Here is a 26,931-nt window from a genome sequence, read left to right on the forward strand (position 1 = left end):
TCTCCTACCAGCTGGCTTTGGTCATGCCGGGCACTTCGCCGCGCATTGCCATTTCGCGCAATTTGTGACGAGTTAGACCGAACTTGCTATAAACACCGCGCGGACGACCGGTGACGACGCAACGATTGCGTTGACGGGTCGGGTTTGCATTGCGCGGCAGTTGTTGCAACTGCAGGCGGGCCTGATAGCGCTCTTCATCGGACTTTGACTGGTCGTCGATGATGGCTTTCAGTGCGGCACGCTTGGGTGCAAATTTTTCTGCCAGCTTGGCGCGTTTGATGTCGCGATTGATGAGTGAAAGTTTTGCCACGTCATCGCCCCTTAATTGCGAAACGGGAAGCTGAAGGCGGAAAGCAGTGCCTTGGCTTCGTCGTCAGTCTTGGCTGTAGTGATGATGCTGATGTTCATCCCACGTACGGCGTCGATTTTGTCGTATTCGATTTCAGGGAAAATGATTTGCTCTTTAACCCCGACGTTGTAGTTGCCACGTCCATCGAATGCACGACCCGAAATACCACGGAAGTCGCGCACACGCGGCAGAGCCACTGCGACCAAGCGGTCAAGGAATTCGTACATGCGGCGGCCACGCAGGGTGACCATGCAACCGATAGGATAGTCTTCGCGGATTTTGAAACCTGCGATAGCCTTACGTGTTTTGGTGACAACCGGCTTTTGGCCTGCGATCTTGGTCAAGTCAGAGACAGCGTGCTCGATGACTTTCTTGTCGGCAACAGCTTCGGACACACCCATGTTCAGGGTGATCTTGGTGATGCGCGGCACTTCCATGATGCTTTTGTAGCCAAACTTGGCTTGCAGGTCGGCCACAACCTTACTGCGGTAAAACTCTTGTAAACGAGCCATGTTCTTCGCCCCTTAAGCCTTGGCGCCAACGACAGCGCCGCTGGAACGGAATACACGGACCTTGCTGCCATCTACCACTTTCACACCAACGCGATCGGCCTTGCCGCTCTCGGGATTGAAAATGGCCACATTGGAAATGTGGATGGGCATGGTCTTGTCGATGATGCCGCCTTGCGTGCCCGCCATGGGGTTACCCTTGACGTGCTTCTTGACAACATTGATGCCTTCGACCAGAACGTGGTCGGCATCAACGCGCTGCAACACGGTGCCGCGGCGTTTTTTGTCGCGACCGGTCAATACGATGACCTCGTCGCCTTTACGGATTTTTTCCATGATGGGCTCCTTACAGCACTTCTGGAGCCAGGGACACGATCTTCATGAACTTCTCTGTACGCAGTTCGCGCGTTACAGGTCCGAAGATACGGGTGCCGATGGGTTCCAGTTTGGCGTTGAGCAGCACAGCGGCATTGCCGCCGAACTTGATCAGCGAACCGTCTTTGCGACGTACGCCTTTAGCGGTACGAACCACTACTGCGTTATAAATTTCGCCCTTCTTGACGCGGCCGCGCGGCGCTGCATCTTTGACACTAACCTTGATAATGTCACCGATAGCGGCATAACGGCGCTTCGAACCGCCCAACACCTTGATGCACATGATGGAACGTGCGCCAGTGTTGTCGGCCACATTGAGCGTGGTCTGCATTTGGATCATGATTTTTCCTGTTCCAACTTAGACGCGTGAGATACCTGTTCGGGTAACACCACACAACCAGTTTTGGTCCCGTCAGGCCCGGTACAACACCCGGCCCTGGGTTGAAATCTGCTAGAACACTCATACTTATTCAATAAGTATGGGTATTTTTGCTGCTTTTAAACTTACGTTTTGCCTGCTTTTTGCCTGGTAAACCTGTGCTTGCAAACTCACCAGGCATGAACCTGGGTTTACTAGCTTGACTTGCCAGCCTTCCCAAAGCAACTTCGGGCGGCTTGCCACCATTCAAAATAGGCAAGCTCTAAATGATATCTGAGTAACGATTAAATTGCAAGAGCTTTAGGGGGAACTTGTGGCTAAAGCACAAAATTTCACCCCAAAGCATTTTCTGCTGTCTTTTTTCATCAACGTCCATAAGTTACCCCGTAAGGCGAGCTGTACGGCTGGACCGGCATATCCATCAGGCCATTTTGCGGCTCGAAGTAGTAGCGCAGGTATAAACCGCCGGCCCACTGGTCGTAGTCGGAGGCGTTGTCGGCACCCAGTGTGGCGCCCAGGACCAGGTTCGGTGTGAACCGGTACTCGGCCGACGCACGAATGTTGTAGCCAAGCCCGGTCTTGCTTTCACCCTTATAGATACCGTTGCTGATTCCGGCGAGCTCAGGCGCCGTCGAGCCCGAGAGCCAATCGACCGCGGCGGCCTGCAGGCCGGCATCGGTCGGGAACATGTCGGCATCGCTCTGCTTGAAGTGCTGCACACCCAGGGTACCGTCTATGCGGTAGGTCAGCTTGTCGCTACGCTGGGCCCAGGTTATCGGCAGATTCAGGGCATAGAAGCTCTTGGGGCTGAAATAGCCACCGTGGCCATAGGTAAAGAACCCCTGGTTTTTATTGAAGAACGTGGCGTTCAGGTTCAGCCCCATCATGAGCTTGCTGTCAAGCTCATCGACCAGACGGAAGTAAGCGCCCGCATTGAACTCGGTCCGATGGTTATCGGCTACGTTGTTGCCACGCAGGCCATGCCAGGCGGCCGTTCCGTAAATACCTTCGCTGCCCCAGTCTTTGGCCACGGTAAGGCGCGCACCGGTGGCTGTTACGCCGCCCCACTGCATGCCCGTGCGCGGATCCTCGCTGCCGGCAAACGATGTCAGGCTGTCGGTGACCGGACGGCGGGACAAGTCCAGCCGGTACGATACCGTGCGCATTTCATCGATTGTGCCTTCGAACATGGCGCCCCCGGTAAAGGTCCGGTAGGGGAAGCCCAGCGGTGTAACACCCGCATCCAGTGTCAGGCCCTGCGTTTCGTAGCCCACCGACAGGCCAATACCGCTCGCGCGATTGCTGTCGGGCCCGGGCTGGGTCATCACGGCCGGTCCGCCGCCGAATGCTGCACGCGAGTACAGGTCGGAATCCAGGGCTCCTGCACTGAGCACGACCGGGGTCGTGTTGAAGGTGAACTTGCCGTCGCCCGCCGGAATCTTGATTTCCAGAGGTACCTGGGTGTCTGTCAGCTTGCTCATGCCAGGATCGCCTGACCTGGCCCTGACCTGTGTACCTATGGTGACTGTTCCGCTGCGCTCTTGCTGCAATTCGGCCAGCTCTCGTGCGATGGATGAAGTCCCTGGTGCTACAGGCGCCACACCGCGAGCCGCAGCAAACTGCGGTGGCGGATACTGCGACGGGTATTGCGCCGGATACTGTCCAGACATCGGAGCCGGAACTGCCGCTGCCACGGGCGCGCCCGGTCCAGCCAGGTAGCTGCTGGCCGGCGTAACCGGAGCCGGCACACCAGCCGGCACTACCGATGCAGCCGCACCAGGCACCGGCATTGGCATGGGTGCATAAGCGGCCGACACGGCCGCAACCCCCTGCGGCAGGCTGGCACTCGGAACCGGGTACGGCACCGCAGCGTAGGCGGACGCACCGCCCAGCAACGGTGTAGTGGGAACCAGCGTGTTGTAGGGAACGGGAGCATCAAGCGCAGACACGCTTTTTTGTCCCGGCATGCCCACGAAGGGATTGAGCGAGCCTGTTGCATTGCCGGCCACCGCCATGGCAGGAGCAACGGCACCTTGCCCGCCTTGCAACGACAAGGCCGTCTCGAGCAGGCGTTTGGCATCTTTGGTCTTGCCCTGACTGCGATAAACACGTGCCGCACCCGCCAGAATATCGGGATCTGCCGGCGCCAGAGATACGGCGATTTCTGCCTCTTTCAGAGCATAGCCGTGATGCTTCACCTGTTGCGCAGCCTGCGCTGCACTCAGGTGCAATTGGGCGCTATCCGGGTTGGCAAGCAGCAGCCTCTCGTAAAGGCCCAGGGCCTGTTCGCCTTCCCCTGCCGCCGTATACATACGCGCCAGCGCGCCAACAGCATCGAGGTTGTTCGGATTTCTTTGCAATACCGGAGCAAGGGTGTCGTAGGCTGCGACCAGGTCACCGCGCTCGCGCAGAGTATCGGCCTGCTTCACGAGGAAGCCGGATGACAGGTCATCCAGGCTGGCACGCTGGCCGGGCGTCAGGGCCTGGCTTTCAAGATAGCGGATCAGTCCTGCAGCTTCGACCATCTGATTGGTTTTGAGCAGGACACCCGCATATAAAAGTGAGCCGTCTATGCTCTGGGCCTTGCCATCGGCGCGCAAGGGACGCAACAGGGCAAGCGCACGGCCCGGGTCGCCAATGTCGGCATAAGCCTCGGCCAGCGCACCCATCATGCTCAGGTCGGATCCGCTGTTGGCCTGTATATGCATCAATATGCTGACCGCTTCACCGCGACGCCCCTGGCCGGCAAGCTGAACCGCCTGCTTGATGTACAGATGCTGTGTTGCTGTCTGATAAAGTTCGGACATGGCCGTCGTGCGCTGCTGTTGCGGAATCTGCTCCAGAGCGTTATAGACGGCCGCCCAGTCTTGTCTTTCGCTTGCATAGACGGCCATGGCATGCAAGGACTCGACATCGTTCGGACTCGACACCAGAATGCCCTGCATCAGCCCGTCGGCCTCTTTGGTGTAACCATTACGCTTGTACAGCCGGGCCAGCTCCAGCCTTACCCACGGGTTGGACGGATCGCTTTGCAAGGCCTCTTCCAGCGACGTCTGTGCCGATGCATAATTGCCAGCCTCGAGGGCGGACTTGGCCAGCCCGGCGGCGTACAGACCACGCATGCGCGTCAGGCCACCCGCCTTTTCCAGGGCGGCCGGCGACATTCCCTGCACGATCTTGCGTGCTTCGTCGGGCTTGTTGTTCTGGGCCAGCACAGTTACCAGGCCCCGCGTGGCCTCGGAGTCTCCGGGCTGACGGCGCAGTACGTTGCGATAGGCCTTTTCCGCCTGATCAAATTTACCTTCATCAGCCAGCATGTCGGCCAGCAGCACATCTGCGGCCACTTCTTTGGGTGCCAGCTTTTTGGCATTGCCCAGTGCTTTGCGTGCGCCAGCCACATCGCCGGCACGCCGCATGGTATTGGCCTGATCTATCGCCGCCCAATAACCCACGGTATTCAGTGAATTGCGCCAGCCGGAAGGATTGCCCTTGCTGGCGCGGGTCAGAAATGCCTTGGCCTCGTCCCAGTTTTTCTGACGCATCCGAATGATGCCCATTCCGCCCAACGCTTCGCTGTCGTTCGGATGTTCGGCCAGAACAGCCTGCAACTCGGCCTCGGCCTGGGCCAGGTAGCCGCTATCAATGAGCTTCATGGCGGAATCAGTGCGCTCACGCCACGGCACGACCGGACGAGGGGCCTTGGCAGCAGCCAGCGCCTTTGATTGTGCGATGCCTTGATCGAGCTGCTGCCTGATGGCAACATCGTTGGGATTGCGCTTCAGATAATCCTGAAACAAGGATCGCTGCGCCGGGCTGGGTGGGCCCAGCCACACCAGCGCTTCACGCCAGCTTTTGGCGGCTTCGTTTCCGACTTCCGGGTCAGCAGCCAACGTAGCCAGACTCCGTATGCCTTCGCTGCGGGTGGCCGGGTTACGGGCCAAATGCCTGGCCAGCGCCAATGCCGTTGCCTTGTCACCGGGCGACGCCTGGGCCAGGCGGCGCAAGCCCGCAATTGCCTCTTGCAGGCCATCCTCGGTGTAGCCCAGCGACGTGTAGTACTCGCGTCCGAGCGCCCCTTGCGGCGTGGTTCCCTGCAAGGCTTCCTGATACTTGCCGACAGCCGCATCCAGTTCGCCGGTAGCGGCTTCCTGACGAGCCTGCTCCAGCGCAGCAACCTTGCTGCCGGTACTCAGCAACAGATCTTGCTCGAGTCGTGCAATAAGCGGGCTGTTCGGATGCGTCGTGCGCAGCTTCTCCAGATAGGCCCTTGCGCTATCCAGACGCATCACCCGGATATCCAGCGTGGCCAGGCCATACCAGGCTTCGGCGCTGGTGGGATCGATCAGAAGCAGTTTGTTCCAGGCTTCGGCGGCACGCTTGGAGTCGTAGCGATCCTGCCAGAATTTGCCTTGTTCAATCAACGTCTTGCTTGCATCAGCTTGCGCCCAGCCTGATGAGTGCAGCAGGGCAATCAGTAATCCCGAAATTATTTTGCTGTGATATCGAGACATGCCTTCTCCCACGGTAAGGATAGTGTTCCGTCCTGGCGGAAACTGTAGTATTCATCCAGCGAGCCCATTCCAAACAGACTCAATACAAAATCGTAATAAACAGGTGTTGCGTCTTTATTGGCAAGATTCTCGCGCAGCAGCGCTTCGACACGCTGCTTTTGCCGTTGTACCAGCTCGGGCTCGTTTGCCGCCTTGAGATAAGGCAGCAACGCCGCAGAAAATCCGTACGGCCCTTCGCCCTGCGCCTCACCCGTTTGTGTGTCGACGGACTCCGGAGGCACGCCTGCGTCACGCGTCAGCGCCACCATGCCGTCCAGGGAAATCATCGCTGCGCGAAAAAGGGGGTCGGCCATGGGCGTCATGCCTGCCCACATATAATTTCGTATCGCGTCATAGCTGCCTGCAGCCCCTTTGTCGGGATCAACCGCAAAAGAGGCTTTTCCGTTTTCGTTGATCTGATAGACCGTCCAGTCAGGAGCCAGGCCGTGCGGTGTGACACGCGCCAGCATCTTGACCGTATTGCGGGCAATTGCGGCCCAGGGTCCATCAGCAAACTCCAGCTCAAGACGCCGCAGCAAAGGCACAGGCAAGTAGCTGGGATTCAAACGCCAGTTGTCCTTGTGGGCAAAGCCGTGCTTGCCTGGCAGCAACATCATGCCCAGGGCGGGCAGGTCTTGCATCTCCTGTTGCTCCACCAGCTCCAGCAGGTCATGAGCCGATTGCGTGTAGTCGGCCCGATCCCACAATCGGCCGGCTTCGAGCAGGACATACGCAAACCATAAGTCGGCGTCGGAAGCGGAATTGTCATCCAGCACACCCCAGCTTCCATCCTTGGCCTGGCCCCACTGCCACGCAGGCAGGCGTTTGGACAGATCGCCCTCGCCCAGATTGTTTATCGACCAGCGCCACAGCTTGTCGAAAGTCGGCTGATCGCCGGTAACCAGGGCAAAGAACATGCCATAGGACTGCCCTTCAGACGTGCTGTGTTTCTCCGTGGTGGTAGGATCGATCACTCGTCCGCTTTCTTCCACGAAATGCTGGCGAAACAAATCCCACAAAGGCCATTCCGAGCGCTTGCAGGTTTCAGCGGCCAATGCCGGACCAGACAGCAGCAACGAGGCCACCAGCGCACCCAATAACACCAGTTGCCTCATTTGGCGCGCTCCGGCTTGCGGCGACGCAGCCAGCGACTGATTGCCAGCAACAGTGCAATACCCAAAATGAGGCCAAGCACGATTGCCACGTTGCGCAGCGGCGGCATGCCGGGCCAGTATTTGACCAGCGTCCATTCCAGACGCCTCCAGGGGTCAAGATACCCGACGGTATAGGTCTGATCCGCCACCAAAGGACTGATCTGCTTGCCGTGGACCGCAACCAGACTGCCCTGGATACGACCTTCATAGCCCTCACCGCCCAGCAGTGCTTGTCCTGCGAGCATTTGCGAGGCAGCATCGCCGGCGGCAATAAGGACTATGCTCCTGCCTGGCTGCAAGCCCGACTCAAAGCCGGCAAAAATGGCGTTGGCCCCATCGCTGCTGTACGCCACCTCCGCCCGCACGGGTCGATTCACTTCGCGAGGGTCCGGAGTGATCCAGTCTCGCGACTTGTATTGCAGGTCGGACGTCGTGAACCGCTTTCTGGCTTCCTGCAATACCGCAGGCAGTCGCTCGTCGTACTGGCTAAGCCAGGACTGATCGCCGGAGGCAATAATGACCAGATCCTTGTCAGCCAGCGCCAGCCCGCCCTGACCCAATGCAACCGACACCGCTGTTGCAGGGTAGCCGGTGGACTCGCCGAAACGGCCCAAGAGCGTGAGATAAGTGCTGATGTCTTCCATGGCCGGGCTGGAGCCCAGCACGACGGCCGTTTCTGAAAGGTCGGCCATACGGGTGAACGGAAAGCCCGTCTCACTGAACGCAGCAAGGTCCGGCATTGGCATGAAATGCGGATAGCCTCGCAAATCTATGGTTGACTCGGGATCGATCGTGCCGCGAACGTTGTCGATGATCACATCACGGCAATGCCCTTCCTTGATGTAGTCATACATGTAGCGGTATTGCAGTTCCGAACGACGCATCAGACGCTCGAGAGGTACCTGCAGCCTGGCACGGGCCGGCATCACGTCGTTGAAGACACCAACCTCTTTCTGACCCAATGTCTTCAATTGCGCGACGGACAGCAAGGGGAAGGAGCGCTGGAACTGTTCGTTGACATCGAAAATCAGGGTCGAGTCCACCACACCTATCTGAGGCGAGTAGGTATAGCGCAAGTCTATTGGTACGGCTTTGGAACGCCAGCCGAATAAATCCGGCGGCATGCGCAAGGGGATGCGTACGGGCTGTGCACCGTAGCCAACCGCTTCCAGGGCCTGGGGCGGAACCAGCTCGCCAAACTTGACTGGCCGGTCTGTACGCAACCAGTTGGGTGCATCGTAAGGCTTGCGGGGTTCCAGTTCGGTTACACCGGTAATCGTTGCCGTCGAACCGGACAAGGCATTCTGGCCCAGCACCAGCGCCTGGGCCGCGCGCTTTAACTCGGCATGGTCGCGCCCCATAACCACCAGCAGCTTGCCATATTGGTCTTTTGGGTTGGGCACGATCTTAACCGCAGGCCCGGACAGGTGTGTTGGCGCCAACCCCGGAATTTCCGGGTTGTTACCAGACACGAATACGATGGCATTGCCTTTCTCGGGCAGATTCCCGTTCAGACTCACCGGAAAACTCGCGCCCCGGTACGATGCAAGGGCACCGAACCACGAGGCCATGATACCGGCCGACTCCAATGTGCCGGCATCTGCCCGGGTGAAGACGAAAGGCAATTCCAGCCGGCGCCTGTCGCGCTGATCGAAAAACGGCCGGGGCAGTATGGCCAGGTCGTTGGGCAGCACGAGGCGATCCACCGATAGCTCCAGCGTGCTCTGATTACTGATGTTGGCCCACAAGCTTGAATGCAGGGGATCCTCGCATTCAAGGGTGTAATGCCCGATGAACTGCACCTCGAGTTCATTGAACTCCGTGACCAGCGGAGCCGGCAAATCTATGCGTTGCTCCTGAAACTTGCCCGCACTCGCCTTGGGTACAGGCAGCGTCATGGCAACCACTTCATTCAACAGTACATTGATGTGCGAAAGCTCGGTGATCAGGGAAGGCGAATAGGTATAGCCCAGCGTGAGCTGTGCCCGGTTCACCACTTCATCGGCGCGGATATCAAAATAGCTGCGGTCACTCGTATCAACACCATTCAGGCGAAAAGGCCGGCGTGCACCCAGATCCTCCAGTGTCCAGACATAATCCGACCGGGTTTCACGGGCCTTTGCTGGGGGCTCAACGGACAACGCAACGGAATCCGGAACGGCGCCAGGACCTGCGGTTTGAGCATGTACGCTACCCAGCGCGCCCACCATAAGCAAGGCGGTGAACACGGTGGACCAAACTGGGCGAGCGGGCTTATCGGAAATTTTCATTTGCTGTCTCTTTTGAATGAATAGAGATCTATTCAGACTCGTCGCTACGCAAGCGTTGCCGGGCACGGGCCCGTAAACTAAGGAAGAATAGGACACCCATCAACAGCGCGCCCAACATGTAGAAAAAAACCAGAACGATGGGGCGTTCCGAGAAGAAAAACTGCATGGAGCGAAATGGCCCCAGCTCGCCGACGTAATAGGCTTTTTCGTCGGAAACACTTTCCATGCGCCCGCCAGTAAGAACGACTGCGCCCCCCTGGATATTCAAGCCCTGCTCCTGGTTGCCGGCCATGAAATCGATGGCCTGCATCAGACTCGCGTCGGATGCCCCGCTCAGCACGACAACACTGCGACCTTTGCTCACGGGTGATTCAAAACCCGCCATCAAGGTTGTGGACGGTGACAGCAGCGTGCCCGACGCCCCCGATTCAATTTGCAGAAACGAGGACAATCGGTCGAGGAACCCACCTATGCTCCAGAAAGCAGCAGTGGAGCGCTCAGGCTGCGACACACCCGTCGCCACCGGCAGGTGCGCCGCCCATTCCTTGAGCAAGGGTGTAGAGCCATTCACGCTGAAGATGAGCACATCCTTGTCTTCCAGCATGTTTGCTTCAGGACGCCGGGAGACCGTCAGGCCCAGCGCCGGGTAAGCCGTGGACTCACCGATACGACCCATCACATTCAGATAGGCTGCCAGGCTTGTATCGCCGGCGGCAGGCGGCAGTACCACGACTGTCTCGGATAGATCGGCCATGCGAGTGAATGGGAAGCCGGCGCTGCGAAATGCACCCAGATTCGGCATGGCCATGTGGTGCAACATGCCGGTCAAGTCTATTGTGGACTCAGGATCAATGGCACTGCGACGCGTATCGACCAGCGCGCCCGTACAGTCTTGTTCTGCTGTGGTCGGGTAGCGGAACTTGAACTCCAGGCTCGCATCCGAGGCAAAGCTATAGGCCGGTATCCTCACCTGTTCATGCATGATGCCGTCTTTTTTATCGATGATGCGATTAAAGACGGTGTCAGGTTTGGTGATCAGGTCGGTACGCCACACCTCGCTGCCATTGATCTGCATGCTCAAAGAGGAATCTTCGGGCAATCCATAGCTTACGTAGCGATATTTCAGATCCAGAGGGACGTAATCCACGCGCCAGCGCGATAGATCCGGCGGCACTCTTAGCCGCAGGGTAATGGGCCAGGGGTCCCGACCGGCTACGGTAAACCTGTTTGCCGGCAAGAGCTCGCCCAACTGCACCGGCCGGTCTGTCGGCAGCCAATTGGGCGCGTCATACGGCTTGCGGGGTTGATAATCGACCTTTCCTAACGTCGCAACCGGCCCCGAAAGCGCCTCCGCACCCAGCGCAAGGCCTGCCGCCGCCGTTTTGATTTCAGCGTCATTTCTCCCGGTAATCAACAGCAGTTTGCCGGATGAATCACGGGGGTTGGGGACCATGGCAACCGTGGGCCCCTGAATCGCAGGAAGACTCAGGCCAGGCAGCGAGTCGGCGCCACTCAGCACGACCACGGCATGTCCCGAATCAGGTAATGCAGACATGCGCGCCGAAAAGTCAACGCCCCGGAATCCGGACAGAGCGCCCAGCCAGGAAGCGACCACGCCGGCAGCCTGTAATTTTGCATCGCTGGCACCGGCCACCACGAATGGCAGCTTAAGCCTGCGAACGTCAGCTGTGTCGAAGAACGGTGCCGGCAAAAGCCCAAGTTCATTCGGCAGCACGACCGGATCCACATCAAACAGCAAGCGGCTGCCGCGATCAATATCGGCCCACAGGTCAGGGTGCACTGGATTCTCGCATGCCAGGGTGTAATGCGACACCAGCTGAATCTCAAGCTGGTTGTGACGCTGCAAAAATCCTAAGGGCAGTTCGCTTATGTGCTGCAATACCGTCGAGCCACCTTGCGGCTGCTCGGCCAGCATGATGGTGTCAACGACTTCACCATTAAGAATCACATTCAGGTGCGACAGCGACTCTATCAGTTTGCTGGAATACTGGTAGGCCAGCTCAAGACGCAGACGTTTTACCTGTTCATCCGAACGCAGGCCGAAATATATTCCGCGCGTGTCATCGACACCCCGCAGTTCTATGCTGGACGCCGGGGCCAGCTGTTCGAGCGTGACAGAATAGGAGCGTTCGCCCCAGGGTCGGCTCAACGCCACCCCGCTGGCATCGACTGCATGACTGCTTGCGCTGAAACCGGCCAGGCCAAGCCCTGCGAAGATGACGGCCAGTACGGTTCGCCACATGAAAGCCAGCATCACGATGCCGCCTCTTGTGTCTTGCCGGTAGTGCGCCGGCGCCCCACCAACACCATGAGACTCTCACGCACCAGCACCTTGAAGCCACGCACCGCAACCTTGGCGATATGGCGGCTGGCCCCCAGCGGCGAATCCGGCTCTCCCTCGACCCAGAAGTCGGCCCAGATATCGGCCCGGGCGAAGGTCAGCTGTGCCAGCTCAACCTGCTGCGCCAGACTCAGGTCAAGGAAGCGCAAGCCCAGCCTGGTATCACTGACAAATACCACCTGCACCGGAAAGAGCGCTTCGACCTGGTCACGGAAGATGGCAACCTGCAACGTGTCGCCCACCGCCAGCGGCACTGGAGCGGGCAGCGAAATGCCCAGTCCGTCCTGAGAAAAATCACTGGTGGTACACGCCATGCCATAGCCCCCTGGCAGGTGCAGGGTTGCCTGCAGTTCGGCATCGACTCGCGGCGAAGCGCGAACCTGGCGCTGTTCACCCGCCACGGCGACGCTGGCGCTGCAGATGACGATATTGTGCATCGTCCAGACCATATTCATCAGGGCGGTGAATACCAGCCCGCTGTCATTCATATTGGTCACGACCTGCCAGGCCCCTATGCTCATTCCGATCAGGTTCAATACCAGCAAAATAATGTAAGGCCGGGATAAGGTCCAGTCGAAAAACGATTTTTCTATCGTCCCGCCTTTTGCCGTAACGTTGAACGTCGCACTGTTGGGTGCAACCAGGGTAGCCAGGGTCGGCCGCATGATGTACCAGGCCAGTACCGACTCATACACTTCATTCCAGAAGGAATGGCGGAATTTCCCTTGCACCCGGGTGTTGGTCATGTAGGCATGAACGATGTGCGGCAATGCGTAGGCGGCAATCATCAACGCGGAAGCCTCGAACACCCGTGCACCAAAGAACAGGTAGGCCAAAGGCGCTGTCAGGAAAACCAGCCGCGGCAGTCCGTAGAAGAAATGCAGGCCTGCACTGACGTAACAAATGCGCTGGCTAAGGCTCAGCCCTTTGCCCAGCAAAGGATTGTGACTGCGAAGAATCTGGGCCATGCCCCGGGCCCAGCGTATGCGCTGGCCAATGTGCCTGGAAAGACTTTCGGTTGCCAGGCCGGCTGCCAGCGGGATGGCAAGATAGGCGGTGTTATAACCCTTGCGGTTCATCTTCAAGGCCGTCAGGGCATCTTCCGTAACGCTTTCCACCGCTACGCCGCCCACATCCAGCAGCGGCTCACGACGCAATACCGCACACGAACCGCAGAAAAAGGTTGCGTTCCACAGGTCGTTGCCGTCCTGGGTCAGGCCATAGAACAAGCGTCCTTCATTAGGCACCTGCTGGAATACATCCAGGTTCTTTTCCAGGGGATCGGGCGAAAAGAATACGTGCGGCGTCTGCAACATGGCGAGCTTGGGATCCTTCAGGAACCAGCCCACGCTGATCTGCAGAAACGAGCGCGTAGGTACGTGATCGCAATCGAAGATGACGATATATTCCCCGTTGGTACGGGGCAGGGCGGCATTGATGTTGCCGGCCTTGGCATGCTTGTTATCGGGGCGGGTCAGATACCCCACGCCCACCGAAGCGCAGAAATCGCGAAAATCATCGCGTCGGCCGTCGTCCAGAACATACACATTGAGTTTTTCGGCTGGCCAGTCCTGGGCAAGCGCGGCAAACACCGTTTGCCTGACCACGCTCAGGGATTCGTTGTAGGTCGGGATATAGATGTCTATTGTCGGCCAGCTGGCGAGATCTTGCGGCATCATGATGGGCTGACGCTGCAAAGGCCAGGCCGACTGAAAATAGCTGGCCAGAAGTACGGTCAGGGCGTAGATTTCAGCCAGGAGCAAACCGTAGCCAAAGCCTATGTCGAGCCAGGTTTCGAATCCCAGGGTGGACGTAACGCGCCAGTACATATATCGCAATGAGGCCACGACGGATATGGTCACCAGCACCAGTGTCACCAATCGCCCCTGAGACAGGCGGCCAAGAATGATGGCCGCACCAAAGCTCACCAGTGCAAACAGCGCCTGATAAGCAAGATCGAGCGGCGCCGTCACGACGACCACAAACAGACCCGCCGCCAGCAGCATCGTGAGTATGCGGATGATGCGGTAATTCCATAGCGGCAGGCTGACCAGCCAGCGGGCAAACTTTTCCGAGAGCCTTTCCACCCTTGCACCGCTTGCAGAACTCTGAACTTCAGACACCGCTCACTCCTTCTTAAAGCCCGAGCCTGCGCAGGACCCACTGACCACAAGCCTGCATGTCACGTGCGCCTTCGCTGTATGAGCGATACTGGAAGATGTTCTGGCCATAGGCCAGGGCCTCGCTGAGCGCCTGATCCGTATGCACCAGGCCCACTACACGCTCATCGAACGTAGTACGCAAAACCTGCGTAATGTCTTTACCCAACTGATGCGCCTGTTCGACCTGGTTGATCAGCAAGCCGTAGTCAATGAAATCGGGCCGGCCCAGACAATAAGTCTCGATAAGCGAGCGCATCTGCGGCAAGGTGGCGTACGACCCGGCATCGGGCAGCACAACGACTACGGCCAGCGATGCGGCCGTCAGGGCTTGCGACAAGTACACCGACGGCCCAGGAGGGGTATCGATGACCACCATGACATCATCTGCCAGCGACATGCCGTGCAGCTTTTCGCTCAGCCAGCGCTTGTTGTGCCGGAGCTCGGCCTCAAAGTCCTGTCGCTCCTGCTCGGTGCACTCGCCGTACGGAAGGAGTGCGACCCCCGCCTCGGTGGGACGAATGATGTCGCTCAAGGGAGTGCCATGGATCGTGCCGGACAGCCCGAGCCCGGTGGATTGATGCAGGGAAAAGTGATAGCGCAATCCGTTTTGCGGATCGAGGTCTACGGCAATGACAGGGTAACCCTGGGCCTGCAGGGCAGCGCTCAGGTTTGCGCTGACCGTACTTTTTCCGACCCCACCCTTGGCCGATACAACGGCAACGACTTTCATGAGCGGCGCAGACGCTGAAACAGCGATGACATTTGTCCGGGGCGACTGTCTGATCCGGAAGACGGAGCGGGTTGCGCGACTGGCTGTTCAACCTGCGACGACTGTCCGATACGCTTGAACAATGCCTGCAGACCGCGCTCGCTGCCTGAGGGGCGGTCTGCCGGTGACGCAGGAGCCTGATCGGGCTCTGCTGCCTGTACATGACCACGGGCTGATTCGATCGCCGGATCCTGCACTCGCAAAAACTGAAAGGCGGGCAAGGATGCGCTTTTTGGCTGTTGCTCAACTTCCTGGATGGCCTGGCTGCGCACAGGCGCAGGATCAGCTTGCCGCTGGCCGATCTTGATTTCAGTCAGTATCGGCCAGCGCGCTTGCGACGCACTCTTGCGGTCGTGGTCAACAATCTCTTGGTAGCGATCAGCCTGATCGTTATTAAAAGATTTGAACAGCTTTGCTATGTCGGGTGAACTAGCCATTACGTTTATCCTTAACACCATAAAAAACAGGGTGGAAACCTGCTTTATCTATCGCCCGAGGCGATACTTAAGTCCGCCATACTCGTCTACCGGGCCCACCTGCGTAACCTGCAGCTCATTGCCGGCACCCAGCAACAGGAACCACTCCTGGTAGACCCCTTCGAGAAAACCAGCCGCCCATTTCATGGACTCGGCTCCCAGCGTGGCCTTCAGGGGTGCAAGCATGTGCTCTACCATCAGATGACCACTTTGTTCCTCAAAGGTCACCAGGCCCCATCCCAGCTTGGCCCAATGCTCATTGGCCGCCGCTTCAAGCTTGTCGAGCGAGTCACAAGCCGGCAGAGGCATGGCACGGCCGGCCCTCAGGCCGGCATTGCGCGCCAGCATGCGCATGTCCTGGGTGGAAATCTGATGCAGCAATTCGTCTGACAGCGCTTCCAGAAAAAAAGCCCATTGCTCGCAGTGCAACTGACTGCTCAAGTAATCGACAACCTTGTTCTGCATGAAAGCCCTCTTGTTAAGCCTTTGATTATTAATGTGATGTGGTCAATTTATGCAATCAGACCGTGATATTTGCGTCCTAACTCAACAGTGGCGCGGAAGAATCCTTCTTTGCTACCGCAGTCATAGCGGGTACCGGCGTATTCACAGCCGTAAACCTTGCGCTGGTGCAACAATCTTGCAATGCCATCGGTGAGCTGAATTTCACCAGCCACCCCTCGGGGCGTAGCACGCAGGCAATCAAAGATTTCGGGCTCCAGCACATACCTGCCCACCACGGCCTGTGTGCTCGGCGCATCGGCCGGCGCAGGCTTTTCAACGATGGCCTCTATTTGCATGCAGGAGCCGCCCGTCACCTTGCCGGCCACAATGCCGTAGCGCGAACTGTGCTCACGTTCAATGTTCTGCAGGGCCAGGACACTGCCATCGTGACGATGTGCAGCCTCGACCAATTGTCGTGTCGCCGGCACATCGGAATCGATCAGGTCATCGGCCAGCAACACCGCAAAGGGCTCGTTGCCTACGATAGGAGCGGCGCACAGTACGGCATGCCCCAGACCCATGGGCACGGCCTGACGGGTATATATGCAAGTTACGGTGGAAGGAATGATGCTGTTTACGGCCTCGAGCAAAGCCTGCTTGTTCTTGGCTTGCAGCTCGGCCTCGAGCTCGGGCAAACGGTCGAAGTGATCTTCGATGGAACGCTTGTTCCGACCGGTGACAAATATTAATTCGGTAATGCCCGCGGCAACGGCCTCTTCGACCGCATATTGAACCAGCGGCTTGTCGACAATGGGCAACATTTCTTTGGGCATGGCCTTCGTGGCCGGCAGGAAACGCGTTCCCAGGCCCGCCACGGGAAAAACGGCCTTACGTATTGGCTTCATTAAACTATTACAGGAAAAGGGGTTCACGCTTAGGTGCGACATTGCCAGGCGTCTGCTACCCGTGCCCACCGGTATATGCACTGCCGTACCGGGCACGGTCGAACGCGCCACCGGGCGCAGTTTTATTTTTTTGAATGGCAGGAACTGGGCCTTGACGGAGAATCTCACGTAAAAGCTCGCTCATAAGTGGCAAGGCGGAGCTATGGACTTCTGGCCCATATTCTTAAGGCATAACCTTGCATCTTGAAATGCACGGCATGGCGCCTGAGGCGCCCTACCCAAACCCCTGAGTGCAGATTTAAAAATGCATTTTTTGGAGTTGCTGGAATTGTATCGATTAATTTCAGATAAGGCTATGAATTACCGTACTTTTACATAATATTTTCGCCGTCAAAATGACAGGAAGTGTTAATTTTTCCGCAAGAATCACGAACAGCCAGTATTGACAGGCATTTCGTCTGTAAATGGCAAAATTCAAACATTTGTCATAAGCGCACAAAATGTTGCTGTCGTGCAACTTCTTTTTGTTGTCGGGTGCGTGCTATAACAGAGCAGCCCCTGCAAACAGATGACTGCCGGCCCATTTCCCACCCCTGACGAGACTTTTCCATGTACGAAACACTGGCACTTTATATAGACGGCGAATTCATAGATGGTGGAGGTCGCAAAACCGACCAGATCACCAACCCCGCCACGCTGGAAGAACTGGGCCAGCTGCCACATGCCACCACGGCCGACCTTGACCGTGCCCTGGCCGCGGCCGCCCGCGCGTTTGAGTCATGGCGGCACAGCTCACCCATGCAGCGCTCCGAAATCCTGCGCAAGGTCGGACAGCTTTCTCGTGAACGCGCCCAGGAAATCGGCCGCAACATGACACTGGATCAAGGCAAGCCTCTGGCTGAGTCGGTAGGCGAAATCATGTCGTGCGCCGACCACGCCGACTGGCATGCCGAAGAATGCCGGCGCATCTATGGCCGCGTGATTTTGCCGCGCTCACCCGAAGTCAGGCAAATGGTGCTGCGCGAGCCCATAGGCGTGTGCGCCGCGTTCACGCCCTGGAACTTTCCCTATAACCAGGCCATACGCAAGATCTGTGCTGCCATTGGTGCCGGCTGCACCATCATCCTGAAGGGGCCCGAAGACGCGCCCAGCGCGGTGATGGCGATTGCCCGCATGTTCCACGACGCCGGCCTGCCTCCTGGCGTACTCAACATCGTCTGGGGTGTACCCGCCGAGGTCTCTGACTACCTCATTCGTTCACCCATCGTGCGCAAGGTATCGTTCACCGGTTCGGTACCGGTGGGGAAGCAGCTGGCATCGCTTGCAGGCGCCCACATGAAACGCGTCACCATGGAATTGGGCGGCCATTCTCCCGTGCTGGTTTTCGACGATGCCGACATCGACCGCGCCGCCAAGCAACTGGCCCGCTTCAAGGTGCGCAACGCCGGCCAGGTCTGCGTCTCGCCCACCCGCTTTTATATTCACGACAAGGTCTACGACCAGTTCCTCGAGGGCTTCGTCAATACCCTCAAAACCGTAAAGGTGGGCGATGGCCTTGATCCCGACACGCAAATGGGCCCGCTTGCTCACGCGCGTCGTGTCCCGACCATGCAGAAGTTCGTCGACAATGCCCTGCAGCGCGGCGGCAAAGTGGTGCTGGGAGGAGAAGCCCTCGACCGCAAGGGCCATTTCTTCTCGCCAACCGTGGTTACCGACTTACCCGAAGACGCCATGCTGATGACCGAAGAACCCTTTGGTCCCATCGCCCCCCTGGTACGCTTTTCCGACACTGACGACGTCATCAAGCGAGCCAACTCGTTACCCTTCGGCCTGTCGTCCTATGTTTTCACCAATTCGCTGCAAACGGCCACCAAGGTGTCCAACGGCATCGAATCGGGTATGGTCAATATCAACCACTTTGGCAGCGCCCTGCCGGAAACCCCCTTCGGCGGCGTCAAAGACAGCGGCATAGGCAGCGAAGGCGGTACAGAAACCTTTGACGGCTATCTGGTAACCAAATTCGTGACTCACGTATAGTCCATATGCAATGATCCACACCAGGCACAAAACTTGCTGGCGCGTCCTGCAGGAGGTGCCTAATGAAAACAACATGTTCTTTGCGTCTGGTTCCAATCATTACCCTTGGCCTGGGCATGGGTGGAGCCCAGGCAGCGGGCTTTCAGCTGCTTGAACAAAATGCCAGCGGTATCGGCAATTCTTACGCAGGTTCAGCCGCCATTGCCGAGAACGCCAGTACCATTTACTTCAATCCGGCAGGGATGACGCGGCTGCCGGGCGTGAACGTCTCGGGCGGCCTGATCGGCATCAAGCCATCTTTCAGGTTTGATGATGACGGCAGCACAGGACCGGGCGGCCTTCCTCTGGGATCGAACAACGGCGGCGATGCCGGCTCGTTGGGGCTGGTGCCCAACGCCTACGTGTCATGGGAGCTCAATCCGAACTGGTTCGTCGGGTTGGGCGTAGGGGCGCCCTTCGGGCTGATGACGGAGTACGACGAGGGCTGGGTCGGGCGCTATCACTCCAAGAAGTTCAAGATCAAAAGTATTAATCTGAACCCCTCGATCGCGTACAAGGTGAACGAGCAATTGTCTGTTGGTGCCGGGATCAACTGGATGCGACTCGACGCCAACTACAGGCGCAACAGCCCGGCTGCCGGCCTGATCACCCGATTGCCCGGCGGCATGTCCCATCCGCTTGCGCCTACGCTGCTGGGTGCACCCGACATGGAGGCGCAAGTAAAGATGAACGGCGATGCCTGGGGCTGGAATCTGGGCTTGATCTATCAACTCACTCCCGCCACCCGCATAGGCCTGTCGTATCGATCCAGCATGAAGATCAATGCCAGCGGCGATACCAATATCGATAACACGACACCCGTCCCGATTCCTGTCCATTTCGATGCAAACGCCACGGTCGAGTTGCCCGACACTGCAATTTTCAGCGTCGTCCACGACCTGAACAGCAAATGGCAACTGTTGGCCGATATTTCATGGACTGGCTGGAGCAGCATCCAGTCATTGAAGATAGACAACGGCAACCCGGTATTCGACGACGAACTGGACCTGCGCTTTCGTGATACCTGGCGTGTTGCGCTGGGAGCGAACTACCGGCTGAATCGTCAATGGACCCTGAAAGGCGGGGTTGCATGGGATCAGTCACCAGTCGATAGCAGCAAATACCGGCCCACATCTTTGCCCGACAACGATCGCTATTGGGTATCGATAGGCACACAGTACAACTTCAATGACCGCACCACCATCGACATCGGTTACGCCCACCTGTTCATCAGGAACACATCCATCGCCAACGATACCGATGCAAGCAAGGGAACCGTGCGCGGCGACTATTCATCCAATGCCAATATACTTGGCTTGCAGGTGTCACATCGTTTTTGACGCCTGCACCCGACACCAGTTTTCGTCCTTGAAAGCATAACGGGTGCTACCATAAGGCTGAGTATCATCTCAGCTAGCGTAACGGTGTTATTGAAGGGCGCACACTATGGAACCTATCTGGCTGGACCACTATCCTCCCGGGATACCCGCAGACATTACCGACGAAGCGGCCAAATACGATTCGCTCATGGCCATGTTCGAGGAAAGCTGCGCGCAGTTCGCACAGAATGTGGCCTATATAAGCATGGGGGTGAAGCTGACCTATGCCGAGCTCGATGAGCACTCCCGTCATTTTGCGGCCTGGCTGCAGGGCCAGGGCATAGGCAAGGGCGACAGAGTCGCGCTGATGATGCCCAATCTGCTGCAGTACCCCATATGCCTGTTTGGCGTACTGCGGGCCGGAGCGGTCGTGGTCAACACCAACCCGCTCTATACGCCCGGCGAACTTGAGCACCAGCTGCAGGACTCGGGTGCCCAAACCATAGTCATTGCCGAAAACTTCGCCCATACCCTTGAAAAGGCACTACCGAATACGGCAATCAAGACCATCATCACCACATCGGTGGGTGACATGCTGGGAACCATAAAGGGGGCAATCACCAATCTGGTCGTACGGCACGTCAAAAAGCTGATACCGCCTTACTCGCTGCCCGCCACCCACAGCCTGAAGCACGTACTCGAGTCAGGCCGGCGTGCAAAATATACGCGTCCCGAGTTGTCTCACAAGGATCTGGCATTGCTGCAATATACCGGCGGCACCACGGGTGTCGCCAAAGGCGCCATGCTGACGCACGGGAATATGGTGTCCAACGTATGCCAGGCGCACGCCTGGGTCGATGCTGCCCTGGATGGGCCACGTGAACTCGTGGTTACCGCGCTGCCGCTGTATCATATCTTCGCGCTGACGGCCAACTGCCTGATCTTCATCAAGCTGGGCGCCAGCAATCTGCTCATTCTTAATCCACGCGATATGCCAGCGGTGATCAAAAGCCTGAGCAAGCACAAGTTCACAGCCATTACCGGTGTCAACACCCTGTTCAACGCCTTGCTGAATCATCCGGATTTTTCCAGGCTGGATTTCAGCTCACTGAACCTGGCTCTGGGCGGTGGCATGGCGGTGCAGGAAACCGTCGCCAAGCATTGGCTTCAGGTTACCGGCATCCCCATTTCACAAGCCTATGGGCTCACTGAAACCTCACCGGCGGTCACCATCAACCCGCTTGATAAAACAGCATTCAACGGCTCTATCGGCCTGCCCATTTCGTCTACAGAGATCTCCATACGCAACGACGCCGGCCAGGATCTCCCGCAAGGCGAAAGCGGCGAGATTTCGGTGCGCGGGCCGCAGGTCACACCGGGCTACTGGAACCGGCCCGAAGAAACCAAAAAAACCTTTTACCCCGATGGTTTTCTCATGACCGGCGACATTGGCTATATCAATGACAAAGGCTATGTGTTCATTCAGGATCGCAAGAAAGACATGATCCTGGTCTCGGGATTCAACGTGTATCCGAACGAAGTTGAAGCCGTTGCCATGGAACACCCCGATGTGCGCGAGGTGGCGGCCATAGGCGTACCCGATGAACACTCCGGCGAAGTCGTCAAGCTTTACGTCATCCGCAAAAACGACACGGTTACCGAAGAAGAGCTGATCAAATTCTGCCGCAGCAAGCTGACAGGCTACAAAGCCCCCAAATCAGTTGAGTTCCGCAAAGACCTGCCACGCAGCAATGTGGGCAAGATATTGCGGCGCGAACTAAGGGACGAGGCCGGCGACAAGGGTTAAAGCGGGCCAATAAAAAGCCCCTGGGCAGCAAATGTGCTGTATCCAGGGGCTTTTGCAGTCTGCCGCCTGACGGCGGCCGACCTGAGCTTAGGCGTTAGATAACGCGTGCGGCTTCAAGCAAACGCACAACAGTCCACGATTTGTCGCGGGAGATCGGACGACCTTCTGCGATTTCAACCGTATCACCTTCGTTGTACTGGTTGGTTTCATCATGCGCTTTGTACTTGTTCGAGCGTACGATGATTTTGCCAAAGATGGGGTGCTTGACGCGGCGCTCAACGCGAACCACGACGGTTTTGTCCATCTTGTTGCTTACGACCTGGCCAATGAGGGTACGTTGGCGCTTGGCGGGTTGTGTATTTTGAGTTTCGCTCATTTTACTTTCCTGCGTTCTCAGCCATAACGGTGCGGACGCGTGCGATATCGCGACGGACCTTGCCGAGCTGACTGGTATTGGAAAGCTGCTGGGTGGCACGCTGCATACGCAGGTTGAATTGTGCCTTCAGCAGGCTTTCGAGCTCTTTGCTGAGCTCGGTAGCATCTTTGGAACGGAGTTCGCTGGCTTTCATGAGATCTCCTTAAGCACCAATGTGGCGCGACACGAATGTCGTGGCGATTGGCAACTTAGCGGCGGCCAGGCGGAAAGCTTCGCGTGCAAGCTCTTCGCTTACACCTTCCATTTCATAGAGCACCTTGCCGGGTTGAATTTCTGCGACCCAGTATTCCGGATTACCTTTACCTTTACCCATACGGACTTCGGCAGGTTTCTGCGAAATCGGCTTATCGGGGAAGATGCGGATCCAGATACGGCCGCCACGTTTGATATGACGGTTGATCGCACGACGTGCAGCTTCGATCTGGCGTGCGGTCAGACGGCCACGACCCGTGGCTTTCAGACCGAACTCGCCGAACGATACTTGCGCACCGCGAGTGGCCAGACCGGTATTGCGGCCCTTGTGCTCTTTGCGATATTTTCTGCGTGAAGGTTGCAGCATGTTTATTCTCCTTCAGGCGCCGGTGCGGCAGCAGCATTAGCTGGCGCGGCGTCTTTACGAGGGGCTCCACGACCGCGACCACCACCGGGACGACGGCTGTCAGGACGGTCGCCACGGGGCGCACGACGCGGACGGCGCTCTTCGTCACGAGGAGCAGCAGTTTCAGGAGGCAACTCGCCGTTAGGCAGCATGTCGCCCTTGTAGACCCAGACTTTGATACCGATAATGCCGTAGGTAGTTTGGGCTTCGGAAGTGCCGTAGTCGATGTTGGCGCGCAGGGTGTGCAGGGGCACACGACCTTCGCGGTACCATTCGGTACGGGCAATTTCGATACCGTTCAAACGGCCCGAGCTCATGATCTTGATGCCTTGGGCACCCAGACGCATTGCGTTCTGCATGGCGCGTTTCATGGCGCGGCGGAACTGGATGCGTTTTTCAAGCTGTTGCGCGATGGAATCGGCAACCAGCTGAGCGTCGGTTTCGGGCTTGCGGATTTCTTCGATGTTGACGTGCACAGGCACGCCCATCAGACGCTGCAAGTCGGCCTTCAGGCTTTCGATGTCTTCGCCGCGTTTGCCGATTACGACACCAGGACGAGCCGAGTAAACCGTAATGCGGGCGTTCTTGGCAGGACGCTCGATGACCACGCGACCAACGGAAGCGCTTTTCAGTTTTTTCTTCAGGTATTCGCGTACACGAATGTCTTCGGCGAGCATGCCGCCAAAGGCTTTATCGTCGGCGTACCAGCGCGAGCTCCAGTTGCGGTTGACCGCGAGGCGGAACCCAATCGGGTGAATTTTCTGTCCCATTGTGACTCCTTAAGCTCCGACTTTGACCACAATGTGGCAAGTCTGCTTCTCGATACGGTTACCGCGGCCTTTTGCACGTGCGGAAAAACGCTTCATCGATTGGCCCTTGTCAACATATACGGTGGTGACTTTGAGTTCGTCGATATCGGCGCCGTCGTTGTGCTCGGCGTTGGCGATCGCGGACTCAAGCGCTTTCTTGAGGATGCCCGCGGCCTTTTTGGGTGTGAAGGTCAGGATATTCAGCGCCTGCGCAACCGACTTGCCACGGATAAGATCCGCAACAATACGGGTTTTCTGGGCCGAGATATGGACTCCACGGATGATTGCTGTAGTTTCCATCACTTACCTCTTGGACTTTTTGTCCGCTGCGTGGCCCTTGAACGTACGGGTCAGCGCGAACTCGCCGAGCTTGTGACCGACCATGTTCTCGTTGATATAAACGGGAACGTGCTGGCGGCCATTGTGCACAGCAATTGTCAGCCCAATGAACTCGGGCAGGATGGTTGAACGGCGCGACCAGGTTTTGATCGGCTTTTTGCCCTTTTCTTCGACAGCTGCATCGACCTTCTTGATCAGATGCGCATCGACGAATGGGCCTTTTTTGATCGAACGTGACATGTTGTTCGCCCCTTACTTGCGCTTGCGGCGCGAGACAATCATATTGTCTGTGCGCTTGTTACTACGGGTACGATAGCCCTTGGCCGGCGTGCCCCATGGGCTGACCGGTTCGCGACCTTCGCCAGTACGGCCTTCGCCACCACCGTGCGGGTGATCGACCGGGTTCATGGCAACACCACGAACGGTAGGACGTACACCGCGCCAGCGCATGGCACCGGCTTTACCGATTTGACGCAAGCTGTGTTCTTCGTTTCCGACTTCGCCGATAGTGGCGCGGCAGTCGATGTGAACGCGACGGACTTCGCCAGAGCGCAAGCGCACCTGAGCGTATGTACCTTCACGAGCCAGCAGGACAGCCGAAGCACCGGCGGAGCGAGCCATCTGTGCACCCTTGCCCGGAAGCATTTCGATGCAGTGGATGGTGGAACCCACGGGAATGTTGCGGATAGGCAGGGTGTTGCCGGCGCGGATGGGAGCATCCTGACCAGACAGCAGCGTTGCGCCTACTTCCAGACCACGGGGAGCGATGATGTAACGACGCTCGCCGTCTGCGTAGCACAACAGTGCAATGTGCGCAGTACGGTTAGGATCGTATTCAAGACGCTCTACCTTGGCAGGGATGCCGTCTTTGTTGCGACGGAAATCAACCAGACGGTAGTGCTGCTTGTGACCGCCACCACGATGGCGAACAGTGATGTGGCCATTGTTGTTACGGCCAGAACCACGTTTTTTCTTTTCGAGCAGAGCTGCGAACGGTGCGCCTTTGTGCAGATCAGGGCTGACGACCTTGATCATGCCACGGCGGCCCGCCGAAGTTGGCTTGACTTTTACGAGTGCCATTAGTTCACCTCTGAAAAGTCGAGTTCCTGACCGTCTTTGAGCGAGACGTATGCCTTGCGCTCGTTACGGCGGCGACCCATGAAACGGCCAAAGCGCTTTTCTTTGCCTTTACGGTTCAAAACCTGGACGGACTCGACTTCGACTTTGAAAAGGAGTTCGACAGCAGCCTTGATTTCGGGCTTCGTAGCGTCAGCCGCTACGCGGAAAGCGATTTGCTGATTTTTTTCGGCTACGAACGTGGCTTTTTCAGTCACGATGGGAGCCAGGATAACTTGCAGTAAGCGTTCGGCGTTCATCCCAACATCTCCTCGAGTTGAGCGATAGCCGGCTTGGTGATCAGCACTTTCTTGTAGTGGATCAACGACAGCGGGTCGGCATAACGCGGTTCGACCACGGCAACGTGCGGCAGGTTGCGCGTAGCGAGATAAACGTTTTCGTCGAGCACATCGGTAATGATGAGTACCGATTCCAGGCCCATGCCTTTGAGCTTGTTGGCAGCCAGCTTGGTCTTGGGTGCGTCGAGGACGAAAGTATCGACCACGGCGATGCGGTCCTCACGAGCCAACTGGGAAAGGATCGCACGCAGACCGGCACGATACATTTTCTTGTTGACCTTTTGCGAGAAGTTCTCGTCGGGCGAATTCGGGAACGCACGGCCACCCCCACGCCAGATGGGCGAGGAAGTCATACCCGAACGGGCGCGGCCGGTGCCTTTTTGGCGCCATGGCTTTTTGGTGCTGTGCTTGACCGTATCGCGACCTTTCTGGGCACGGTTGCCGCTGCGGGCATTGGCCTGGAAAGCAACAACGATCTGGTGCACAAGCGCTTCGTTGAAGTCGCGACCGAAAATGGTGTCGGGTGCGGCTACCGTAGCGGAAGATTGACCTTGGTCATTCAGGAGCTTGAGTTCCATGATTAGGCTCCTTTCTTGGCCGACATCTTGATGGCCGGACGCACGACAACATCGGAATTCTTGTGGCCGGGGACAGCGCCCTTGACCAGCAACAAACCGCGTTCTGCGTCGACACGTACGATGTCGAGGTTTTGGACGGTACGGGTAACATCACCCAGGTGGCCCGACATTTTCTTGCCGGGGAACACACGACCGGGATCCTGGGCCATACCAATGGAACCAGGCACGCGGTGCGACAGCGAGTTACCGTGGGAGTTGCGCTGACCATTGAAATGGTGGCGCTTGATGGTACCGGCAAAGCCTTTACCAATGGTTGTGCCAGTTACGTCAACCTTCTGACCTGCTTCGAAGACGCTTTCTACGGCCACGACAGCGCCGGCTGTGAATTCAGCGGCTTTGGCGGGGTCGAGACGGAATTCTTTCAGGATGCTGCCGGCTTCTGCGCCGGCTTTTGCGTAGTGCCCGGCCTGAGGCTTGGTCACGCGGGTAGCGCGACGTGTACCGTAGGCAACTTGCACGGCCGCATAGCCATCGATTTCTGGCGACTTGACTTGGGTAACGCGATTATTCGACACGTCCAGTACTGTTACCGGGATGGACTCGCCTTCCTCGGTGAAAATACGGGTCATGCCGACCTTACGCCCCACAAGTCCCAGCCGATGAGCGGCGGGTGTAGGTGTCGAGTTCGACATCGTTTTCTCCATTCCCGACTGCGATTGGTCGGGGCTAATTACAGTACGCATAACTTGTTTACTTACAGCCTACGCGCACACGATTTCCTGATACCTGTTCTTAACCAAAACCGTTGCAGGCTTGCCCATAGCGGGTTTGCCATACCTGGGGTTTCTAC

The 26,931-nt window shown here is 57.7% G+C and carries 26 protein-coding genes; 3 read left to right on the forward strand and 23 right to left on the reverse strand.

What is annotated here, in order from left to right; all coding sequences use genetic code 11:
• Positions 1 to 4 precede the first annotated feature (4 nt).
• The 13 genes from rpsN to galU form a co-directional block, all read right to left on the reverse strand.
• Entirely contained in the window at positions 5 to 310 is a 306-nt protein-coding gene (rpsN, locus tag LKR43_RS06550) for a 30S ribosomal protein S14 (protein WP_227683204.1), read from the reverse strand.
• A gap of 11 nt (positions 311 to 321) precedes the next feature.
• Positions 322 to 861 (reverse strand): 50S ribosomal protein L5, encoded by a 540-nt coding sequence (gene rplE / locus LKR43_RS06555; RefSeq protein ID WP_227683205.1) that lies wholly within the window; start codon positions 859 to 861, stop codon positions 322 to 324.
• Between the two features lie 12 nt (positions 862 to 873).
• On the reverse strand, positions 874 to 1,194 hold the full coding sequence (gene rplX, locus LKR43_RS06560; RefSeq protein WP_227683206.1) for a 50S ribosomal protein L24: 321 nt from the start codon (positions 1,192 to 1,194) through the stop codon (positions 874 to 876).
• 10 nt (positions 1,195 to 1,204) lie between these two features.
• Positions 1,205 to 1,573: a 50S ribosomal protein L14 gene (rplN, locus tag LKR43_RS06565; RefSeq protein WP_130010320.1), complete on the reverse strand. Its 369-nt coding sequence runs from the start codon at positions 1,571 to 1,573 to the stop codon at positions 1,205 to 1,207.
• A 404-nt stretch (positions 1,574 to 1,977) separates the two neighbouring features.
• Positions 1,978 to 6,123, reverse strand: a complete 4,146-nt coding sequence (locus tag LKR43_RS06570) for a cellulose biosynthesis protein BcsC (RefSeq protein WP_227683207.1) — start codon at positions 6,121 to 6,123, stop codon at positions 1,978 to 1,980.
• Positions 6,099 to 7,277, reverse strand: a complete 1,179-nt coding sequence (bcsZ, locus tag LKR43_RS06575) for a cellulose synthase complex periplasmic endoglucanase BcsZ (RefSeq protein ID WP_227683208.1) — start codon at positions 7,275 to 7,277, stop codon at positions 6,099 to 6,101. Before bcsZ ends, LKR43_RS06570 begins: the two co-directional genes overlap by 25 nt.
• Complete coding sequence (bcsB, locus tag LKR43_RS06580) at positions 7,274 to 9,586, reverse strand: cellulose biosynthesis cyclic di-GMP-binding regulatory protein BcsB (protein WP_227683209.1); 2,313 nt, start codon at positions 9,584 to 9,586, stop codon at positions 7,274 to 7,276. The genes bcsZ and bcsB (LKR43_RS06580) overlap by 4 nt, the downstream gene beginning before the upstream one ends.
• Positions 9,587 to 9,614: 28 nt before the next feature.
• On the reverse strand, positions 9,615 to 11,861 hold the full coding sequence (gene bcsB / locus LKR43_RS06585; RefSeq protein ID WP_227683327.1) for a cellulose biosynthesis cyclic di-GMP-binding regulatory protein BcsB: 2,247 nt from the start codon (positions 11,859 to 11,861) through the stop codon (positions 9,615 to 9,617).
• Positions 11,861 to 14,071 (reverse strand): UDP-forming cellulose synthase catalytic subunit, encoded by a 2,211-nt coding sequence (gene bcsA, locus LKR43_RS06590; RefSeq protein WP_227683210.1) that lies wholly within the window; start codon positions 14,069 to 14,071, stop codon positions 11,861 to 11,863. Before bcsA ends, bcsB (LKR43_RS06585) begins: the two co-directional genes overlap by 1 nt.
• Before the next feature lie 13 nt (positions 14,072 to 14,084).
• Positions 14,085 to 14,840, reverse strand: a complete 756-nt coding sequence (bcsQ, locus tag LKR43_RS06595; protein WP_227683212.1) for a cellulose biosynthesis protein BcsQ — start codon at positions 14,838 to 14,840, stop codon at positions 14,085 to 14,087.
• Positions 14,837 to 15,316 (reverse strand): BcsR/BcsP family cellulose biosynthesis protein, encoded by a 480-nt coding sequence (bcsR, locus tag LKR43_RS06600; RefSeq protein ID WP_227683214.1) that lies wholly within the window; start codon positions 15,314 to 15,316, stop codon positions 14,837 to 14,839. The genes bcsQ and bcsR overlap by 4 nt, the downstream gene beginning before the upstream one ends.
• A 48-nt stretch (positions 15,317 to 15,364) precedes the next feature.
• Positions 15,365 to 15,820 (reverse strand): cellulose biosynthesis protein BcsD, encoded by a 456-nt coding sequence (bcsD, locus tag LKR43_RS06605; protein WP_227683216.1) that lies wholly within the window; start codon positions 15,818 to 15,820, stop codon positions 15,365 to 15,367.
• Positions 15,821 to 15,867: 47 nt separating this feature from the next.
• Positions 15,868 to 16,704, reverse strand: coding sequence for a UTP--glucose-1-phosphate uridylyltransferase GalU (galU, locus tag LKR43_RS06610; RefSeq protein WP_227683218.1), 837 nt, complete (start codon positions 16,702 to 16,704; stop codon positions 15,868 to 15,870).
• Between the two features lie 609 nt (positions 16,705 to 17,313).
• Between galU and LKR43_RS06615 the strand changes: the two genes are divergently transcribed.
• From LKR43_RS06615 to LKR43_RS06625, 3 genes are all read left to right on the forward strand, one after another.
• On the forward strand, positions 17,314 to 18,741 hold the full coding sequence (locus LKR43_RS06615; RefSeq protein ID WP_227683219.1) for an NAD-dependent succinate-semialdehyde dehydrogenase: 1,428 nt from the start codon (positions 17,314 to 17,316) through the stop codon (positions 18,739 to 18,741).
• A gap of 62 nt (positions 18,742 to 18,803) precedes the next feature.
• Positions 18,804 to 20,120 carry an OmpP1/FadL family transporter gene (locus LKR43_RS06620; RefSeq protein WP_370632075.1) on the forward strand — a complete coding sequence of 439 codons (1,317 nt, stop codon included), beginning with the start codon at positions 18,804 to 18,806 and terminating at the stop codon, positions 20,118 to 20,120.
• Positions 20,121 to 20,226: 106 nt separating this feature from the next.
• Positions 20,227 to 21,906, forward strand: a complete 1,680-nt coding sequence (locus LKR43_RS06625) for an AMP-binding protein (RefSeq protein WP_227683220.1) — start codon at positions 20,227 to 20,229, stop codon at positions 21,904 to 21,906.
• Between the two features lie 94 nt (positions 21,907 to 22,000).
• Here the strand turns inward: LKR43_RS06625 and rpsQ are convergent, their stop codons facing one another.
• From rpsQ to rplC, 10 genes are read right to left on the reverse strand one after another with little or no spacing between them, the layout of a single operon-like run.
• The gene (gene rpsQ, locus LKR43_RS06630; protein WP_227683221.1) at positions 22,001 to 22,282 is read right to left on the reverse strand and encodes a 30S ribosomal protein S17; all 282 of its coding nucleotides are present in this window, start codon (positions 22,280 to 22,282) and stop codon (positions 22,001 to 22,003) included.
• Between the two features lies 1 nt (position 22,283).
• Positions 22,284 to 22,475, reverse strand: a complete 192-nt coding sequence (gene rpmC, locus LKR43_RS06635) for a 50S ribosomal protein L29 (protein WP_227683222.1) — start codon at positions 22,473 to 22,475, stop codon at positions 22,284 to 22,286.
• 9 nt (positions 22,476 to 22,484) lie between these two features.
• Positions 22,485 to 22,901 (reverse strand): 50S ribosomal protein L16, encoded by a 417-nt coding sequence (gene rplP / locus LKR43_RS06640; RefSeq protein ID WP_180030370.1) that lies wholly within the window; start codon positions 22,899 to 22,901, stop codon positions 22,485 to 22,487.
• Positions 22,902 to 22,903: 2 nt separating this feature from the next.
• Entirely contained in the window at positions 22,904 to 23,710 is an 807-nt protein-coding gene (gene rpsC / locus LKR43_RS06645; RefSeq protein WP_227683224.1) for a 30S ribosomal protein S3, read from the reverse strand.
• A gap of 9 nt (positions 23,711 to 23,719) precedes the next feature.
• Positions 23,720 to 24,049 (reverse strand): 50S ribosomal protein L22, encoded by a 330-nt coding sequence (rplV, locus tag LKR43_RS06650; RefSeq protein WP_227683226.1) that lies wholly within the window; start codon positions 24,047 to 24,049, stop codon positions 23,720 to 23,722.
• A gap of 3 nt (positions 24,050 to 24,052) precedes the next feature.
• Positions 24,053 to 24,328: a 30S ribosomal protein S19 gene (gene rpsS, locus LKR43_RS06655; protein WP_013743956.1), complete on the reverse strand. Its 276-nt coding sequence runs from the start codon at positions 24,326 to 24,328 to the stop codon at positions 24,053 to 24,055.
• A 12-nt stretch (positions 24,329 to 24,340) separates the two neighbouring features.
• On the reverse strand, positions 24,341 to 25,168 hold the full coding sequence (gene rplB / locus LKR43_RS06660; protein ID WP_227683228.1) for a 50S ribosomal protein L2: 828 nt from the start codon (positions 25,166 to 25,168) through the stop codon (positions 24,341 to 24,343).
• Positions 25,168 to 25,464 (reverse strand): 50S ribosomal protein L23, encoded by a 297-nt coding sequence (gene rplW, locus LKR43_RS06665; protein WP_180030374.1) that lies wholly within the window; start codon positions 25,462 to 25,464, stop codon positions 25,168 to 25,170. Before rplW ends, rplB begins: the two co-directional genes overlap by 1 nt.
• Positions 25,461 to 26,081, reverse strand: coding sequence for a 50S ribosomal protein L4 (gene rplD / locus LKR43_RS06670; protein ID WP_227683229.1), 621 nt, complete (start codon positions 26,079 to 26,081; stop codon positions 25,461 to 25,463). Before rplD ends, rplW begins: the two co-directional genes overlap by 4 nt.
• Positions 26,082 to 26,083: 2 nt before the next feature.
• On the reverse strand, positions 26,084 to 26,773 hold the full coding sequence (rplC, locus tag LKR43_RS06675) for a 50S ribosomal protein L3 (RefSeq protein WP_227683230.1): 690 nt from the start codon (positions 26,771 to 26,773) through the stop codon (positions 26,084 to 26,086).
• Between the last annotated feature and the right edge of the window lie 158 nt (positions 26,774 to 26,931).

It is taken from the genome of Pusillimonas sp. MFBS29 (genome assembly GCF_020687695.1).
Classification (GTDB): domain Bacteria; phylum Pseudomonadota; class Gammaproteobacteria; order Burkholderiales; family Burkholderiaceae_B; genus Pusillimonas_C.

Bases quoted from the DNA above. Each gene is read 5' to 3' on its own strand.
- rpsS (WP_013743956.1), bottom strand. From the start codon at position 24,328: ATGTCACGTTCGATCAAAAAAGGCCCATTCGTCGATGCGCATCTGATC.
- bcsB (WP_227683209.1), bottom strand. From the start codon at position 9,586: ATGAAAATTTCCGATAAGCCCGCTCGCCCAGTTTGGTCCACCGTGTTC.
- rplX (WP_227683206.1), bottom strand. From the start codon at position 1,194: ATGGAAAAAATCCGTAAAGGCGACGAGGTCATCGTATTGACCGGTCGC.
- bcsD (WP_227683216.1), bottom strand. From the start codon at position 15,820: ATGCAGAACAAGGTTGTCGATTACTTGAGCAGTCAGTTGCACTGCGAG.
- bcsB (WP_227683327.1), bottom strand. From the start codon at position 11,861: ATGCTGGCTTTCATGTGGCGAACCGTACTGGCCGTCATCTTCGCAGGG.
- LKR43_RS06625 (WP_227683220.1), top strand. From the start codon at position 20,227: ATGGAACCTATCTGGCTGGACCACTATCCTCCCGGGATACCCGCAGAC.
- LKR43_RS06570 (WP_227683207.1), bottom strand. From the start codon at position 6,123: ATGTCTCGATATCACAGCAAAATAATTTCGGGATTACTGATTGCCCTG.
- LKR43_RS06615 (WP_227683219.1), top strand. From the start codon at position 17,314: ATGTACGAAACACTGGCACTTTATATAGACGGCGAATTCATAGATGGT.
- bcsR (WP_227683214.1), bottom strand. From the start codon at position 15,316: ATGGCTAGTTCACCCGACATAGCAAAGCTGTTCAAATCTTTTAATAAC.
- rplW (WP_180030374.1), bottom strand. From the start codon at position 25,464: ATGAACGCCGAACGCTTACTGCAAGTTATCCTGGCTCCCATCGTGACT.
- LKR43_RS06620 (WP_370632075.1), top strand. From the start codon at position 18,804: ATGAAAACAACATGTTCTTTGCGTCTGGTTCCAATCATTACCCTTGGC.
- rplP (WP_180030370.1), bottom strand. From the start codon at position 22,901: ATGCTGCAACCTTCACGCAGAAAATATCGCAAAGAGCACAAGGGCCGC.
- bcsZ (WP_227683208.1), bottom strand. From the start codon at position 7,277: ATGAGGCAACTGGTGTTATTGGGTGCGCTGGTGGCCTCGTTGCTGCTG.
- bcsQ (WP_227683212.1), bottom strand. From the start codon at position 14,840: ATGAAAGTCGTTGCCGTTGTATCGGCCAAGGGTGGGGTCGGAAAAAGT.
- rplE (WP_227683205.1), bottom strand. From the start codon at position 861: ATGGCTCGTTTACAAGAGTTTTACCGCAGTAAGGTTGTGGCCGACCTG.
- galU (WP_227683218.1), bottom strand. From the start codon at position 16,704: ATGAAGCCAATACGTAAGGCCGTTTTTCCCGTGGCGGGCCTGGGAACG.
- rplV (WP_227683226.1), bottom strand. From the start codon at position 24,049: ATGGAAACTACAGCAATCATCCGTGGAGTCCATATCTCGGCCCAGAAA.
- rpsC (WP_227683224.1), bottom strand. From the start codon at position 23,710: ATGGGACAGAAAATTCACCCGATTGGGTTCCGCCTCGCGGTCAACCGC.
- rplC (WP_227683230.1), bottom strand. From the start codon at position 26,773: ATGTCGAACTCGACACCTACACCCGCCGCTCATCGGCTGGGACTTGTG.
- rplD (WP_227683229.1), bottom strand. From the start codon at position 26,081: ATGGAACTCAAGCTCCTGAATGACCAAGGTCAATCTTCCGCTACGGTA.
- rpmC (WP_227683222.1), bottom strand. From the start codon at position 22,475: ATGAAAGCCAGCGAACTCCGTTCCAAAGATGCTACCGAGCTCAGCAAA.
- rplN (WP_130010320.1), bottom strand. From the start codon at position 1,573: ATGATCCAAATGCAGACCACGCTCAATGTGGCCGACAACACTGGCGCA.
- rplB (WP_227683228.1), bottom strand. From the start codon at position 25,168: ATGGCACTCGTAAAAGTCAAGCCAACTTCGGCGGGCCGCCGTGGCATG.
- rpsQ (WP_227683221.1), bottom strand. From the start codon at position 22,282: ATGAGCGAAACTCAAAATACACAACCCGCCAAGCGCCAACGTACCCTC.